Source organism: Erythrobacter neustonensis (genome assembly GCF_001663175.1).
In the GTDB taxonomy this organism is placed as follows: Bacteria; Pseudomonadota; Alphaproteobacteria; order Sphingomonadales; family Sphingomonadaceae; genus Erythrobacter; species Erythrobacter neustonensis.
Map to the genome: position 1 here is coordinate 1955284 of NZ_CP016033.1, position 14561 is coordinate 1969844.

At 67.7% G+C, this 14561-nt stretch carries 14 protein-coding genes and 1 riboswitch; of the genes, 4 read left to right on the top strand and 10 right to left on the bottom strand.

Features of this window, described 5'->3' with window-relative positions; all coding sequences use genetic code 11:
• The first annotated feature begins 80 nt into the window (after window positions 1-80).
• Window positions 81-272: riboswitch (cobalamin riboswitch) on the top strand.
• Between the two features lie 125 nt (window positions 273-397).
• The 4 genes from A9D12_RS08970 (at window position 398) to A9D12_RS08985 (ending at window position 5565) form a co-directional block, all read left to right on the top strand.
• The gene (locus A9D12_RS08970; RefSeq protein ID WP_068351009.1) at window positions 398-2368 is read left to right on the top strand and encodes a TonB-dependent receptor plug domain-containing protein; all 1971 of its coding nucleotides are present in this window, start codon (window positions 398-400) and stop codon (window positions 2366-2368) included.
• A gap of 75 nt (window positions 2369-2443) precedes the next feature.
• Complete coding sequence (obgE, locus tag A9D12_RS08975) at window positions 2444-3508, top strand: GTPase ObgE (RefSeq protein WP_068351011.1); 1065 nt, start codon at window positions 2444-2446, stop codon at window positions 3506-3508.
• 21 nt (window positions 3509-3529) lie between these two features.
• Window positions 3530-4651: a glutamate 5-kinase gene (gene proB / locus A9D12_RS08980; RefSeq protein WP_068351014.1), complete on the top strand. Its 1122-nt coding sequence runs from the start codon at window positions 3530-3532 to the stop codon at window positions 4649-4651.
• A complete protein-coding gene (locus A9D12_RS08985; RefSeq protein WP_068351018.1) occupies window positions 4648-5565 on the top strand; it encodes an NAD-dependent epimerase/dehydratase family protein in 918 nt (305 codons plus the stop codon). Before proB ends, A9D12_RS08985 begins: the two co-directional genes overlap by 4 nt.
• Here A9D12_RS08985 and A9D12_RS08990 read toward each other — a convergent pair.
• The 10 genes from A9D12_RS08990 to A9D12_RS09035 form a co-directional block, all read right to left on the bottom strand.
• A complete protein-coding gene (locus A9D12_RS08990) occupies window positions 5562-6131 on the bottom strand; it encodes a hypothetical protein (RefSeq protein ID WP_068351024.1) in 570 nt (189 codons plus the stop codon). The two genes, A9D12_RS08985 and A9D12_RS08990, sit on opposite strands and share 4 nt — an antisense overlap.
• Before the next feature lie 41 nt (window positions 6132-6172).
• Complete coding sequence (locus A9D12_RS08995) at window positions 6173-6949, bottom strand: phosphoadenylyl-sulfate reductase (RefSeq protein ID WP_068351026.1); 777 nt, start codon at window positions 6947-6949, stop codon at window positions 6173-6175.
• Window positions 6939-7400 carry a DUF934 domain-containing protein gene (locus A9D12_RS09000; RefSeq protein WP_068351028.1) on the bottom strand — a complete coding sequence of 154 codons (462 nt, stop codon included), beginning with the start codon at window positions 7398-7400 and terminating at the stop codon, window positions 6939-6941. Before A9D12_RS09000 ends, A9D12_RS08995 begins: the two co-directional genes overlap by 11 nt.
• Entirely contained in the window at window positions 7393-9021 is a 1629-nt protein-coding gene (locus A9D12_RS09005; protein WP_068351029.1) for a nitrite/sulfite reductase, read from the bottom strand. Before A9D12_RS09005 ends, A9D12_RS09000 begins: the two co-directional genes overlap by 8 nt.
• A complete protein-coding gene (locus tag A9D12_RS09010; RefSeq protein WP_068351030.1) occupies window positions 9021-9320 on the bottom strand; it encodes a DUF2849 domain-containing protein in 300 nt (99 codons plus the stop codon). Before A9D12_RS09010 ends, A9D12_RS09005 begins: the two co-directional genes overlap by 1 nt.
• The gene (gene cobA, locus A9D12_RS09015) at window positions 9317-10087 is read right to left on the bottom strand and encodes a uroporphyrinogen-III C-methyltransferase (RefSeq protein WP_068351033.1); all 771 of its coding nucleotides are present in this window, start codon (window positions 10085-10087) and stop codon (window positions 9317-9319) included. The genes A9D12_RS09010 and cobA overlap by 4 nt, the downstream gene beginning before the upstream one ends.
• A 68-nt stretch (window positions 10088-10155) precedes the next feature.
• Window positions 10156-11199 (bottom strand): mechanosensitive ion channel family protein, encoded by a 1044-nt coding sequence (locus tag A9D12_RS09020; RefSeq protein WP_068351034.1) that lies wholly within the window; start codon window positions 11197-11199, stop codon window positions 10156-10158.
• Window positions 11199-12383: a cystathionine beta-lyase gene (metC, locus tag A9D12_RS09025; RefSeq protein WP_068351036.1), complete on the bottom strand. Its 1185-nt coding sequence runs from the start codon at window positions 12381-12383 to the stop codon at window positions 11199-11201. Before metC ends, A9D12_RS09020 begins: the two co-directional genes overlap by 1 nt.
• Entirely contained in the window at window positions 12380-13252 is an 873-nt protein-coding gene (locus A9D12_RS09030; RefSeq protein WP_068351039.1) for a sulfurtransferase, read from the bottom strand. The genes metC and A9D12_RS09030 overlap by 4 nt, the downstream gene beginning before the upstream one ends.
• 69 nt (window positions 13253-13321) lie before the next feature.
• Window positions 13322-14470: a hypothetical protein gene (locus A9D12_RS09035; RefSeq protein ID WP_068351040.1), complete on the bottom strand. Its 1149-nt coding sequence runs from the start codon at window positions 14468-14470 to the stop codon at window positions 13322-13324.
• Window positions 14471-14561: the final 91 nt, after the last annotated feature.

The window sequence follows — 14561 nt, forward strand, 5'->3', positions numbered from 1 at the left end:
CCTTGCGGCGCGTCGCGCCGAACCACAGCTATCATTCTTGCGCTGGTATCCGCCCCTTGCCGTCCGGTCGACGGGACGTTATCGCGCGCCTGCGTTTCGGTAACGGGAATGCGGTTTGAATCCGCAGCTGTCCCTGCAACTGTAAGCGGTGAGTGCGGGGTGCGCTCCCTTTTCGAAGGGCAGCCACTGGGGGTCTTCGGACCATCCGGGAAGGCGAGCATCCCATGCGTTGATCCGTGAGCCAGGAGACCGACCGGGGCGTGTCGCTCTTTGCTTGGCTCAGGGGTTGGCCAGGCGCGGAAACAAGACACTTTCGTTGTGAGCGACATCGCTGGGCTGCACGGGGGACGGATCGCCTCTCTTGCGGCCACCATGTTGCTGATGACGGGAGGAATCCGTGAAGAATTTTGCATTGTTGAACAGCGTCGCGTGGGCGGCGCTGGTTTGGGCTGCGCCGGTAATGGCGCAGGACGACGGCCGCGCGCGCGGTCAATGTTATGTGACTGGCAGCACCGAAACACCTGACGCCGAGCAATTGCTGTGCTACCCCGGCGAGGAAATTCTGGTTTCGGCCAGCCGCGACGGATTGCTGGGGCGTGACAGCTTCACCGGCTCCGCGCTCGTGATCTCCGCCGAACAGGTCGAAGACCGCCAGACCCGCGACGTCGCCGATATTCTCCGCGATGTGCCCGGCATCGCGGTCGCAGGCGTCGCGGGCCAGACGCAGATTCGCCTGCGCGGCTCGGAAGCCAATCACGTCCTCGTGCTGGTCGACGGGATCGAAGTGTCCGATCCCTTCGCGGGCGAGTTCGATGTCGGCACGCTGCAGGCCGAACCCGGCGCGCGCCTCGAAGTGCTGCGCGGGCAGCAATCGGCGCTCTACGGCCCCGACGCGATTGGCGGCGTGATCGCCTATGACAGCGCCACCGGCCGCGCGCGGCCGGGCTTTTCCGCAAGAATCGAGGGCGGCACCGATGACACGGTGAACGGCGCGCTGCGTTACGGCGCTTCCGGCGAAAGCTGGGACGCGGCGCTTTCCGCCGTGGTTGTCAGCACCGATGGCCAGCCCAATGCGCGCGGCGGCACGCGCGATATCGGGCGCGACAGCTACACGTTGGCGGGCAAGGGCAGCGTTGCGGTGGGCGATGCGGTCACGCTGCGCGCCGCCGCGCGCTTCATCCGCACCGAAGGCCAGACCAATGACAGCGATTTCGACCCGGCGAGCCCCACCTTCGGCTTCATCATCGACAGCCCCGGCGTCGCCTTTACGAACGAGGCGGTCTATGCGCTCGCCGGTGCACGGCTTGGCACGCTGGACGGGCGCTGGACGCATGACCTTTCCGCGCAGATCGCCAATGTCAGCCGCGAGACCGACAGCCCCTTCGGCATCACTTCGGCAAGCGAGGGCGACCGCTTCAAGGTGTCCTATGTCAGCGCACTGAACGTGGCCGACGCGCACAACCTCACCTTCGCCGCCGATTACGAGGTCGAAGGCTTCCGCAATGCAACGCCGGGCGGCTTCGTGTTCGACGAGCGGCGCGAAATCGAGCAGGTCGGGCTGGTTGGCGAATATCGCTACACCGGCGAGGCTTTCGATCTCACCGCGGCGCTGCGGCACGACATCAACGACCTGTTCCGCGATGCCACCACCTTCCGCGTGGGCGCAGGCTATCGCCTGACCGAAAGCACCCGGCTGCGCGCGGCGGCGGGCAGCGGGGTCAAAAACCCCGGCTTCTTCGAGCTTTACGGCTTCGTCGACGGACGCTTCATCGGCAACGCTGCGCTGCGCCCTGAAAAATCGACCGGGTGGGAAGCGGGCATCGATCAGCAGCTGGGCGACAACGCCAGCCTTGCGGTGACATATTTCGACAGTGAGCTCGACGGCGAAATCTTCACCACGTTCCCGCCCCCGAACTTCATCGCCACCCCCGCCAACCGCACCACCACCAGCACGCAGCGCGGGATCGAAGTCGCGCTCTCGGCGAGGCTGGCGCCGCAATGGCGCCTTGATGCGGCCTATTCCTATCTCGATGCCGAGGAGAACGGCGTGCGCGAGGTGCGCCGGCCGCGTCACATCGCCAGCACCGCGCTGACCTGGGAGGCGCCCGGCGATGCCGCCTCGGCAACGCTGGTGGTTCGCCACAACGGCGCGACCCCCGATGTCGCCTTCACCGATCCCAGCTTCGTGCCGGTGCGAGTGAGCCTCGATGACTACACGCTGGTCAACCTTAACGCGCGTGTGAAGCTCAACGACAGCATCGCCGCCTTTGCCCGCGCCGAAAACCTGCTGGACGAGGAATACGAACAGGTGTTCAGCTTTGTGTCGCCGGGCCGCAGCGCGGTCGTGGGGATCGAAGCGCGTTTTTGAGGTTCGCGGGTCGTTGGCTGGGGCGACAAGACAGTATCGCTCGCATTTGCAGCAAAAATTGCCTATGCGCGCGCCATGCATTTTCTCGACCAAGCCAAGATCTATGTGAAATCCGGTGGAGGCGGCCCCGGGGCCGTCTCCTTTCGGCGTGAGATGTACGTCGAATATGGCGGGCCCGACGGCGGCAATGGCGGCCGCGGCGGGGATATCGTGTTCGAAGCGGTCGCGGGCCTCAACACGCTGATCGACTTCCGCTATTCGCAGCACTTCAAGGCCCCGCGCGGCGGCCACGGGATGGGCAAGGACCGCACCGGCGCCGGCGGTAAGTCGCTGGTGATCAAGGTGCCCGTCGGCACGCAGGTCCTGTCCGAAGACAAGAGCGAGGTGCTGCTCGATTTCGTCGAGGTCGGCCAGCGGGTCGTCTTCCTCGAAGGCGGGATGGGCGGGCGCGGCAACGCCAGCTACAAGACCTCGACCAACCGCGCCCCGCGCCAGCATCAGGACGGCATCCCCGGACAGGAAGCCTGGGTGTGGCTGCGGCTCAAGCTGCTCGCCGATGTCGGGCTTGTGGGTCTGCCCAACGCGGGCAAATCGACCTTTATCAACGCGGTGTCGAACGCGCAGGCCAAGGTCGGCAATTACGCCTTCACCACGCTGGTGCCCAAGCTTGGCGTGGTGCGCCACAAGGGCCGCGAATTCGTGCTTGCGGATATTCCGGGCCTGATCGAAGGCGCGTCCGAAGGCGTCGGGATCGGTGACCGTTTCCTTGGCCATATCGAACGCTGCCGGGTGCTGATCCACCTGATCGACATTACCGGCACCGACGATGCCGACCCCGCCGAAGCGATGCGGATCGTCGAGGACGAACTGATCGCCTATGGCGCAGGCCTCGAAGACAAGGCGCGGCTGGTGGTGCTGAACAAGCTCGATCTTGCCGATGCCGAACTGGTCGAAGCCTACAGCAAGGAACTGCTCGAAGCCGGCGCGGACAAGGTGTTCGCGGTGTCGGGCATCACCGGCGCGGGCATTCCCGAATTGCTCGACGCGGTGCTCAGCTACCTGCCCGATCGCACCGCCACCGAAACCAAGGCGGTCGAGATCGAGGACGAGGACGAAGCGCCCGCGTGGTCGCCGCTGTAACGCAATCATGGTGAGGCGGTCATGCTGACGCGGCTGTCCGATATCGCTTCGGCGCGCCGGATCGTGGTCAAGATCGGCTCGGCGCTGCTGGTGGGCGGCGGGCAGCCGCGTGCAGGCTGGCTCGGCCGCATGGCGGGTGATCTGGCGCAATTGCGGCAAGCGGGCGCGCAGGTGATCGTGGTGAGTTCGGGCGCGATTGCACTGGGCGCGGCGCGGCTTGCGCTGCCCAAGGGCGGGCGCGGCAGTCTGGCCGATGCGCAGGCGGCGGCCGCGGTGGGGCAGATCCAGCTTGCCGATCTGTGGAGCCGTGCGCTGGGCGAACACGCCATTACGGCAGCGCAGATGCTGCTGACGCTGGGCGATCTGGAAGACCGGCGGCGTTATCTCAACGCCTCGGCGACGCTCGACCGGTTGCTGGAAGCCGGCGTGGTCCCGGTCATCAACGAGAACGACAGCGTCGCGACCGAGGAAATCCGCTTCGGCGACAACGACCGGCTGGCCGCACGCGTTGCGCAGGCGGCGAACGCTGATCTGGTGCTGCTGCTGTCCGATGTCGACGGGCTGTATGACCGCGACCCGCGGGCAGAGGGCGCGGCGCTGATCCCGGTGGTCGAGGCGGTGACGCCGCAAGTGATGGCGATGGCAAGCAGCGCCTCGTCCTCCGGCCTCGGCTCAGGCGGGATGGTGTCCAAGTTGCAGGCGGCACAGATCGCGACGCGCGCCGGGATCGCGCTCGCGATCCTCAACGGAACGCATGATGCGCCGATCGCACACGCGCTGGGGGCGGGCACCGGGACGCTGTTCCTGCCCGTGCGCGCGGACAATGCGCGCAAGGCGTGGCTTGGCGGGCGGCTTGCCCCGGCGGGCGAGCTGCGCGTCGACAAGGGCTGCGCCGAGGCATTGAAAGCGGGCGGGGCGAGCTTGCTGGCAGCGGGCGTGGTCGGCGTGTCGGGGCAATTCCGGCGCGGCGATCTGGTCAGCGTCCTGTCCCTGCGCGGTGAGCGGCTGGCGCAAGGGCTGGCCGAATACGACTCTTCCGAAATGCAGCTGATCGCGGGCCGCCGCGCCGAGGATCAGGCCGATCGGCTGGGCTATGCGCCGCGATCCTGCGTGATCCACCGCGACCACATGGTCTTGCTGTGAGCCTGCTGGCGATCACCGGCGCGACCGGGTTTGTGGGCCATGCGGTGATCGATGCCGCGTTGGCGGCAGGGCACACCTGCCGCGCACTGACGCGCCGCGATCAGCGCCCGCGCGAAGGCGTCGAATGGGTGCGCGGCGACCTTTCCGATACCGCCGCGCTGGCCGCGCTGGTGGCGGGGCCGGATGCGGTGATCCATGTCGCAGGCCTCACCAACACCCCCGATCCGGCCGCGTTCGAGGCCGCCAATGTCACCGGCACCGCCAATGTGCTTGCCGCGATGCAGGGGGCGGGCCTGCGGCGGCTGGTGTTCGTCTCCTCGCTCGCTGCGCGGCAGCCCGATCTGTCGGCCTATGGCGCCTCCAAGGCGCGCGCCGAGGCGCTGGTGGAAGCCTCGGGGCTTGACTGGACGACGGTGCGCCCGCCCGGGGTCTATGGCCCGCGCGATGTCGACTACCTCGAGATGTTCCGCACCGCCAAATGGGGCTTCGTGCCGCTGCCGCCGGGCGGGGCGAGTTCGATCATCCATGTCGATGACCTGGCCGCGCTGCTGGTCGCTCTCGCCGGCACCAATCCTGCGCCCACGCGCAAGAAGCTCTACGAGCCCGACGACGCGCGCGAGGGCGGGTGGAGCCATAAGGAATTGGCCGCCGCAATCGGGCGGGCCGTGGGGCGGGGCCGGATCTTCGCACCGCATCTCCCGCGCCGCGTGCTCGATGCCGCCGCCAAGGCCGACCGGATCATGCGCGGCGACCGCGCGCGGCTGACCGCGGACCGGGTGGGCTACATGGCGCATCCCAACTGGGTATCGCGCTTCGACCGCAAGCCGCCGCCGGGCCTGTGGCAGCCGACAATCAACGGCGAGGAGGGCTTGAAGGCCACCGCCGAATGGTACCGCCGCGAAGGCTGGCTTTAGAACCCGGGCGCGGCGCAGGCAAAGGTGCCATAGGCTTCCTTGTAGGGCTTGCCCCAGCACCGCTCGAAGGCCTCCAGCACATTGAGATTGGGCGGCCAGATGATGCTAATGGGCTTACCATCGGGGCCAAACATTTCTCCAGCCGGCTTTGGAATTGTCTTCAGCCCCTCGATCGACTTGTGCAATTTGTCGCGATCACCGGTGAGAAAGGCGATGGAGCCGGAAACATAGTGGTTCCAGCCAAACTCGGCATCCTCCTCGGCGGATTTGTAGGTCAACCGGAATAGCGCAATCGCTTCGACGGTCTGCCCGCCGTACGCCCGCATTTGGCCTTCGTGCCAATAGAGGATATGCGCGTGATCGCGCTTTTCGTGCCGCCAGGCCCGGATCAGTTCGGCGGCAGCGATTTCGCAGCCGTCCTTGTTCGCCAGCGTCCGCCAGCCGCCGCCCATGTCCTGATCGAAGGCATTGCGGTTCAGCGCGAGCATCGCCTCAAGGTCATAGGAGCAATCGGGTGCGGACGCCGGTTCGGCGGGCTGGGTGGCGGCGAGGAGCAGGGCGAACATGGCGGCAGGCTAACGCATTGCCGTGCCTTGCGAAAGCGCCCTTACAAAAACGGTTCCTCGCCTGGCTTGTGGATGCCGCATTCGGTCTTGTCCCAGCCTTTCCACCGCCCCGAGCGCGGGTCTTCACCCTCGGCCACCTGCGAGGTGCAGGGCGAGCAGCCGATCGACGGATAGCCTTGCGCGATCAGCGGGTGGCGCGGCAGGTCGTGGGCTTCGAACCATGCGTTGATATCGTCCGCCGACCAGTCGATCAGCGGATTGATCTTGAGCCGTCCCTGCGCGTCCGAGGTATCGAGTTCGAACCGCGGCAGATTGGCGCGCGTTGCGGCCTGAAACGCCTTGCGGCCGGTGAAGCTCGCATCATACCCCGCCAGCGCCTGTTCGAGCGGGCGGACCTTGCGGATTTCGCAGCAGCCATCGGGATCGTAGGACCAGCGTAAGCCCGTCTCGTCGCGCTTTGCGAGGTCTTCGGGATCGGGCGTCAGCACCACGAGGTTGAGGTCGAGGCGCGCTGCCAGCAGATCGCGGTAGGCGAGCGTTTCGGCAAAATGCTTGCCCGTGTCGAGGAACAGCACCGGCACCGTGGGATCGACGCTGGCGACCAGATGCAGCAGCACCGCGCTTTCCGCCCCGAAGCTCGACACCACGGCCAGATCGCCGGCCAAGCGGTCACGGATCACGCTTTCGAGCATTTCCTGCGTCGAACTGCCACGGAACATCCGGTTCAGGCGCAAGGCATCATGCTCGGTAAAGCGCGGCGACAGATCGAGCCTGTCGCGCGTGCGCGCCGCGCCCGACAGGCCCAGCTCAGGCTTCATGGCGCTTGTCCGCAATGGTGCGGCGCCCATCGACGGCGCGCTGATACACGTTCTCCCACGTCGCAAAGGCGCGCGCGGCGTCCTCTTCGTTGAGGCGCTTGTCCGGGGCAAAGCTGTCAAAGCCGCAGCGGCGCATGTGCGAAAGCTGGTCGATCAGCACCTGGCCCACGGCGCGCAGTTCGCCCGTATAGCCCGCTTCGCGCAGGATGCGGGCCGAGGAGTAGCCGCGCCCGTCGCCGAAGCTGGGGAAGTTGACCTCGATCAGCGCAAGGCGATCGAGAAACGGCAGCAGCAGGCGTGCATCGTCGCCCGGCTCGATCCTGACCGCATTGGCGTTGGTCTGTTCAAGCGCGGCATCGACCGTCACCGTGCCGTGATCGACCGGCTCGTCGTCGCGGAAGCGGAACTGCACCTCGTCGGGCGAGGTGCCAAGATCGCGGGCGTCAGGCATACAGGGCCTCCTTGAACGGCTCCATGCCGATGCGGCGGTAGGTATCGAGGAACCGCTCGCCCTGCTCGCGCTTGGCGAGATAGACATCGGTCACCTTCTCGACCGCGGCGATCACGCCATCCTCATCGAAACCGGGGCCGGTGATCTTGGCGAGGCTGACGTCCTCGGCCTCCGACCCGCCGAGCGAGAGCTGGTAATTTTCCACTCCCTTCTTGTCGACGCCGAGGATGCCGATGTGGCCCGCGTGGTGGTGCCCGCAGGCGTTGATGCAGCCCGAGATCTTCAGCTTCAACTCGCCGACCTGTTCGGTGCGGCCCGTCTGTGCGAAGCGCTCCGAGATGCGCTGGGCAAGCGGGATCGAGCGCGCATTGGCGAGGCTGCAATAATCGAGGCCGGGGCAGGCAATGATGTCCTCGATCGTGTCCATGTTGGGCGCGGCAAGCCCTGCGGCCTCCAGCGCGGCATAGACTGCGGCAAGATCGGCAATCCGCACATGGGGCAGCAACAGGTTCTGCGTGTGCATCACGCGCAGCTCGTCGAACGAGTATTCGCGTGCGAGCCGGGCGACGACGCGCATCTGCTCCGAGGTGGCATCGCCGGGGATGCCGCCGGCGGGCTTCAGGCTGATCACCGCCGAGACATAGGCATCGTGCTTGTGCCGATGCGTGTTGCGATCGACCCAGAGCGCGAAATCGGGGTTCGAGCGGTCGATCGTCTTGGGTCCGTCGACGAAGGCCGGCGGGGCGAAATATTCGGCAATCCGCGCCAGTTCCTCAGCCGGAGGTTCGACGCCCACGCTGAGCATGTGCGCGAATTCTTCTTCGACTTGGGCGATATATTCCGCCGCGCCAAGCTCGTGGACGAGGATCTTGATCCGCGCCTTGTACTTGTTGTCGCGCCGCCCGTAGCGGTTGTAGACGCGCAGGCACGCCTCGGCATAGGTGATGAACTGGTCGATCGGCACGAAGTCGCGGATCAGCGGCGCGATCATCGGGGTGCGACCCATGCCGCCGCCGGCATAGAACTGCGCACCGATCTCGCCGTCACGGCTGATGATCCGCACGCCGATATCGTGCAGCCGCATCGCCGCGCGGTCCTTCTCGGATGCGATCACCGCAATCTTGAACTTGCGCGGCAGATAGGTGAACTCGGGGTGGAAGCTCGACCACTGGCGCATCAGCTCGGCATAGGGGCGGGGGTCGATCACCTCGTCCGCCGCAGCGCCCGCGAAGTGATCGGAGCTGATGTTGCGGATGCAATTGCCGCTGGTCTGGATCGCGTGCATTTCGACCGTCGCCAGATCGGCGAGCGCGTCGGCGGTGTCTTCGAGCTTGATCCAGTTGTACTGAATGTTCTGCCGCGTGGTGAAGTGCCCGTAGCCGCGGTCATACTTGTCCGCGATGTCGGCCAGCATCTCCATCTGGCGCGCATCGAGCGTGCCATAGGGGATCGCGACGCGCAGCATGTAGGCGTGGAGTTGCAGATAGAGCCCGTTCATCAGCCGCAGCGGCTTGAACTGGTCCTCGGTCAGCTTGCCTTCCAAGCGGCGGCGGGCCTGATCGCGGAATTCGGCGACGCGGGCATCGACCATGGCCTGGTCGTATTGGTCATATCTATACATCAGATCACCCAGTCCCAGCCGGTCTTGGCGGCAGTCGGCACGGCCAGATCGCGCCGCACGGTGGGGCCGAGTGCGCGCACCCGGTCCTTGATATGCGCCGGGCGGACATGCCCAGCAGCGTCGATGGTCGCCTCGATGGCGTAAGGCACGTTGACGCGGCGCGCGGCTTCCTCGCGCGCGAGGATCTCGGTGGCCGCGTCGCCCACGTCCACGGCATCGTCGACGGATAGCGACCAGCCGGTGCCGGTCCACCAGGTGACAGCGCCGCTGCGCAAGTCGTTGCCGGTGAGGATCTTCATTGTGCAGCCTGTTCCTTGGCACTTTGGGCGATGGCGGCGAGCGCAATATCCGCGCGGGCGGTCACCTCGCCGATGACGATGAGGGCGGGGCTTTTCACAGCCTCGCGTTCGACCAGATCGGGCAGGGCTGCGAGCAGCCCGCGCAGCACCCGCATTTCGGGGCGCGCGGCGTTCTCGATCACCGCGACCGGCATATCGGGGGCAAGGCCATCGGCCATCAGCTTGTCGGCGATCGCTGCGGCGGTCGAAACGCCCATGTAGATCACCAGCGTGCGGCCCTTGCCCGCAAGACCCGACCAGTCCTGTTCGCTGAGGCCCTTGCACTGGCCCGCAACGAAGCTGACGATGCTCGACGCATCGCGGTGGGTGAGCGCGATTCCGCTCGCCGCCGCAGCGCCGTTGGCCGCGGAAATGCCGGGGATGATTTCGACCGGCACGCCCGCAGCGCGCGCATCCTCGGCTTCCTCGCCGCCGCGCCCGAAGATGAAGGGATCGCCGCCCTTCAGCCGCACGACATCGTGCCCGGCGCGCGCTTCGCGGATCAGCAGCGCGTTGATCTCTTCCTGCGGCATGGTGTGGCGCGCGCGCTGCTTGGCGACGCTGACGAGCCGCGCATCGGGCCGCGCGAGGCCGAGAATGTCGGGGCCGATCAATCCGTCATGGACGATCAGCCGCGCATTTTCGATCAGGCGCGCCGCGCGCAGGGTGAGAAGGTCCACCGGACCCGGCCCCGCGCCGACGAGATAGATGGTGCCGCTTTTCTGCATACCCGTAGCAAATGGGCGAGCGCTGCAATCCGTTCCAGCGAGAATGGGTTGGCAGGCGTGAAGCGAAACTATTGCGGGGGTGCGGGCGCGGGCGGCGGCTGGCGCGCTTCGAGCGCGGCGATCAGCTGGCTGAGCGCGTCGCTCTCCTTCAGATTGATGTCGCGCTGGGGGTAGGGCAGGGCGATATCGTGTTCCTTGAACGCCGCCCACAATCGGCGCAGCACGTCGCTCTTGACGTTGCCCGTGCCTTCCTCGGGGTCGTTGATCCAGCAGTGGATCGTGAAATTGACCGCGTTCTCGCCAAACCCGCTCCACCACACCGAAGGCGGCGGATCAGTGAGCACCCGGCGCGCCGCCCCAGCCGCTTCGAGCATCAGCTTTTCGGCCAGCGCCATATCTGCGCCGTAGCTGACGCCGACGGGCACCTGCACGCGGACATTGCGCGAGGAATAGGACCAGTTTTCGACCTGATTGATCATCAGGTTTTCGTTGGGGATCAGGTATTCGCGCTCGTCCCGCGTGGTGACCGAGACCGCGCGGATGCCGATGCGGCGGATCTGGCCGAAGGTCTGCGCGCCGGTCTGGTCGGCCACCGCGATCACGTCGCCCGGCTTGATCGACTTGTCGAGCAAGAGGATGATCCCGGCGATGAGATTGCCGAAGGTCTTTTGGAGGCCGAACCCGATCGCAAGGCCGAAGGCGCCCGAAAACACCGTCAGCGCGGTAAGATCGATGCCCAGCAGGTCGATCCCGATCAGGAAGGTCGCGGTCCAGATCACGATCGTCGCGATCTTTTCGGCAAGCACGGTCTGCGTGCCGTCGAGCCCCTTGATCCGCCGCAAGGCGCTGCGAACAAGCCGGGTCGCGATCATCGCCGCAGCCAGCACCAAGAGCACTGCGGCGACCGCAAAGATCACATCGAACAGCGACACGCGCCAGGTGCCCAGTTCGACCGCGAAACTGTCGAGCCGGTCGGCGATCCCGCCGATGGTCTGCGAGCGTTCGGCCAGATCCTCGCGCACGATATCGGCGCCCGCAACCCCGCCGGGCGCGGCGGGTTCAGGCGCAGGCGTAGCGGAGGCGGCGGGCGCGGGTCTGAGCAAGGCGGCCATCAGACCTGCGCCAGCGCCTGGGCGAGATCGGCGATCAGATCGCCTTCATCCTCCAGCCCGATCGACAGGCGCAGTGCCGGCGCGCCGTCGGTGGCGGGCATCACGCTGCGGTAATCGGCCGGGCGGATCGGCAGCGCGAGGCTTTCGAACCCGCCCCAGCTGTAACCGATCCCGAACATCTGCAAGGCATCGGCAACCCGCGCCGAGGCGGCGGGATCGTCGCTCGCCAGCACGCAGGCGAACAATCCGCAGCCCCCGGTGAAATCGCGCCGCCACAATTCATGGCCGGGGTCGGACGGCAGCATCGGGCACAGCACGCGCGCAATTTGCGGCTGGGCTTCGAGCCACTGCGCGATCCGCAGGGCCGAGCGCGTCTGCGCCTCCAGCCGCACGCCCATGGTGCGCAAGCCCCGCGCGGCGAGGGCCGCATCGTCGGGCGAGACGACCTGCCCCAATTCATGGCTGACCCGGCGCAGCGCGGCATACCAGCGCTTGCCCGCGCTCGCGCTGCCCATCATCAGGTCGGAATGCCCGCCGACATGTTTCGACAGGCTCATCATCACGATGTCGCAGCCGCGGTCGAGCGCGGCAAAGCCCAGCGGGCTGGCCCAGGTGTTGTCGATCATCGTCACCGCGCCCGCATCGCGGGCCAGCGCCGCAATCGCGGGCACATCGCACATCTCGAAGGTAAGGCTGCCCGGCGCTTCGAGCCACACACCGCGCGCACCGGCGACCAGCGCGGCAAAGCCATCGAGGTCGCGCGGATCGAAGAAGGTCGTCTCCACCCCCAACCGCGCGAGCAATCCGGTCGCCATGCTGCGCGTGGGGTCATAGGCATTGTCCGCCATCAGGAGCCGGTCGCCCGGTTTGAGCACCGCGAGCATCACGCCGGCAACCGCGGCCACACCGCTGGGATAAAGCACGGTGCCGTGCGCTTGCGGCTCCAATCCGGTCAGCGCATCGGCCAGCGCCCACTGCGTCGGTGCCCCGCGCCGTCCATAGAAGAACTGCCCGTCGGCATTGTTGCCGCCCGCCGCCTGCCGTTCCGCATCCGAGGCATAAAGATGCGTCGAGGCGCGCCACACGGGCGGGTTCACCACCGGCCCGGTCCATTCGGCACGCCGCCCGCCGCGCACGAGGCGGCTGGCGGGTTTCAGATGGCGATCGTCCCCCGCGCCGCTCACGCTTCGGCGGCTCCGCCCTCGGGCCCCTGCGCCTTGGGCGTATCGGGGTCCGCGCCCCATTCGCTCCAGCTGCCATCGTAAAGCGCGTAATCGTGAACGCCGGCAAGGTGCAGCGCGAACAACAGCACGCTGCCCGTCACCCCGCTGCCGCAGCTCGCCACGATCGGGCGATCGAGATCGATCCCGGCGTCGGCAAAGGCGCTGCGGATTTCGGTCGGCGATTTGTAGGTGCCGTCATCATTGAGCACGGCAGTGAAGGGCAGGTTGAGCGCGCCGGGAATGCGCCCCATCGGCAGGCCATGCACCGGATCGATCCCGGTGCCGTAAACGCGGTCGGCGGTGCGCGCGTCGACCACCTGTTCGCGGCCCGTGCCAAGGTTTTCGCGCATGTCGGCCTTGCTGCGCACGGCGGCAAGCGGGCGCAGGGCAGCGGGGGTGGCCGGATCGCCGTGACCTTCACCCGTTTCGAGGCTGCGGCCCTCGGCGCGCCACTTGGCAAGGCCGCCATCGAGTATCGCGACATTCTCCCACCCCGCCGCAGTCAGCACGAACCACGCGCGCGCCGCGCTGCGCAGCGCGCTGTCATCATACAGCACGATTGCATCGCTCGGCCCGACGCCCAGCAGCGCGAGCCGCGCGGCGAGCTGATCGGGGGTCGGCGCGGCATAGGGGACGGGCGAGCTGCCATCGAACAGGCTGGCCAGCCCCAGGAACCGCGCGCCGGGAATGTGGCCCGCGGCAAATTCGCGTTGTCCATCGCGCCCGGCGGCAGGCAGGTGGTGCGATGCGTCGAGCAGCGCCATACCGGGGGCCGAAACATGATCGGCAAGCCATTGGGTCGAAACGAGCGAGGCGGGAAGCTGGGTCATCCCCGCATTCTAGCGTGCGCGGGGCGATGCTGCAAAGCCTGCGCAAAGGCCGCCCGTATCTCTAAGGTATCAGGCGGCCTGTTCGGCCGGCGGCACCGCGACGGCTTGCGCGATCAGCCCGGCAATCCCGCCCGGCGGCACGTCGAGCGCGATCGGATGCACCCGTCCGCTGTTGCTGCGCGTGCCGATGACGAAACTGCGCAATTGCGCAGGCAGGCCGTCGCCTTCGAGCGTGACATGCGCGAGCGGGATGAACAGCGGGGTCTGGCCCTGCCGCAAGGGGGTGATCGCCGACAGCGGCAGTTGCACCGTGCCGGTGACGGTGCGCGCCTGATGCGGGCCGATCCGCCCGGCATCGGCCAACGCCTGCGCCGCGCCCGCCGAAGGCCCCGCGCCGCCGCTCGTGCGCGCGCAGACCAGTTGCACCGCAATCCGCGCATCATTCACCGCGCGGTCCGAACGGTTGGCGATGACCAAGCGGTATTCCACCGTGAACATCATCAGGCTGCGCGTCGCCGAAGCGATTTCGAGCGTGAGGTCGAGCCGCGGCGGCGCTGCGGCGGCGGGCGTTTCGGCGCGCAGGCCTGCCAGCGGCGGCGCGATCCGCATTGCCGCAGGCCGAGACCGGCGGCGCCACAGGAGCGCTGCACCCAGCAGTGTCAGCAGGCCAAGCCCGCCCGCAAGATAGGGCCACCAATCGCCGAATGCGCTTTGCCCGACCGGGTCGGTCGCGGGCGCGGGCGCGGCGATGTCGGGCGCGTTTCCGGGAAGCGTCGATGGCGCGGGAGGAAGCGTCTGGGCCGCGGTGCCGCTATCTTCGGGCGCGATGATCCCATCCGGTGCGGGCGCGGGGGAGGGCGCGGGAGCGGCGCCGGTCTGCGGGGCCGGAACCCCGCCAGCGCCCGGCGCGGTGCGCGCGGGTGCGGTGGCCGTGGGCACCGGACGCGGCGCGCTGGTGGGCGCGCTTGTCGGAAGCGGGGTGGGGAGGGGAATCGGTGTCGGTGTCGGGGTCGCGGTGGGCGTTGCGGTTGGCGCAGCCCGCGGCGGAATCGCCACGCCCGCGCGCTCGTCCGCAGGGCCGGCGGGGGCGGGCGTCGGGGTCGGGCTGGCGGGCGGCAGGCTGAAGGTCTGCGCAGCGAGCGGCAGCGGGGCAAAGGCCAGCAGCGCGGCGGGCGCGGCGGCCGCAAGAAAAGTGACGCGGGCAGGCAGGCGGATCATGGCGCGGGCAGGGGCTCGGTGCAGTAAGGTAAGAAGCGGGGCGAAATCAAAGGGAGCAGAGCAATCGTGCGGCACGGGGCATCGCCTCTGT

Coding starts and splice junctions, on each gene's coding strand:
- obgE (WP_068351011.1), top strand. CDS start 2,444: ATGCATTTTCTCGACCAAGCCAAGATCTATGTGAAATCCGGTGGAGGC.
- proB (WP_068351014.1), top strand. CDS start 3,530: ATGCTGACGCGGCTGTCCGATATCGCTTCGGCGCGCCGGATCGTGGTC.
- A9D12_RS08990 (WP_068351024.1), bottom strand. CDS start 6,131: ATGTTCGCCCTGCTCCTCGCCGCCACCCAGCCCGCCGAACCGGCGTCC.
- A9D12_RS08995 (WP_068351026.1), bottom strand. CDS start 6,949: ATGAAGCCTGAGCTGGGCCTGTCGGGCGCGGCGCGCACGCGCGACAGG.
- A9D12_RS09000 (WP_068351028.1), bottom strand. CDS start 7,400: ATGCCTGACGCCCGCGATCTTGGCACCTCGCCCGACGAGGTGCAGTTC.
- A9D12_RS09005 (WP_068351029.1), bottom strand. CDS start 9,021: ATGTATAGATATGACCAATACGACCAGGCCATGGTCGATGCCCGCGTC.
- A9D12_RS09010 (WP_068351030.1), bottom strand. CDS start 9,320: ATGAAGATCCTCACCGGCAACGACTTGCGCAGCGGCGCTGTCACCTGG.
- cobA (WP_068351033.1), bottom strand. CDS start 10,087: ATGCAGAAAAGCGGCACCATCTATCTCGTCGGCGCGGGGCCGGGTCCG.
- A9D12_RS09020 (WP_068351034.1), bottom strand. CDS start 11,199: ATGGCCGCCTTGCTCAGACCCGCGCCCGCCGCCTCCGCTACGCCTGCG.
- A9D12_RS09030 (WP_068351039.1), bottom strand. CDS start 13,252: ATGACCCAGCTTCCCGCCTCGCTCGTTTCGACCCAATGGCTTGCCGAT.
- A9D12_RS09035 (WP_068351040.1), bottom strand. CDS start 14,470: ATGATCCGCCTGCCTGCCCGCGTCACTTTTCTTGCGGCCGCCGCGCCC.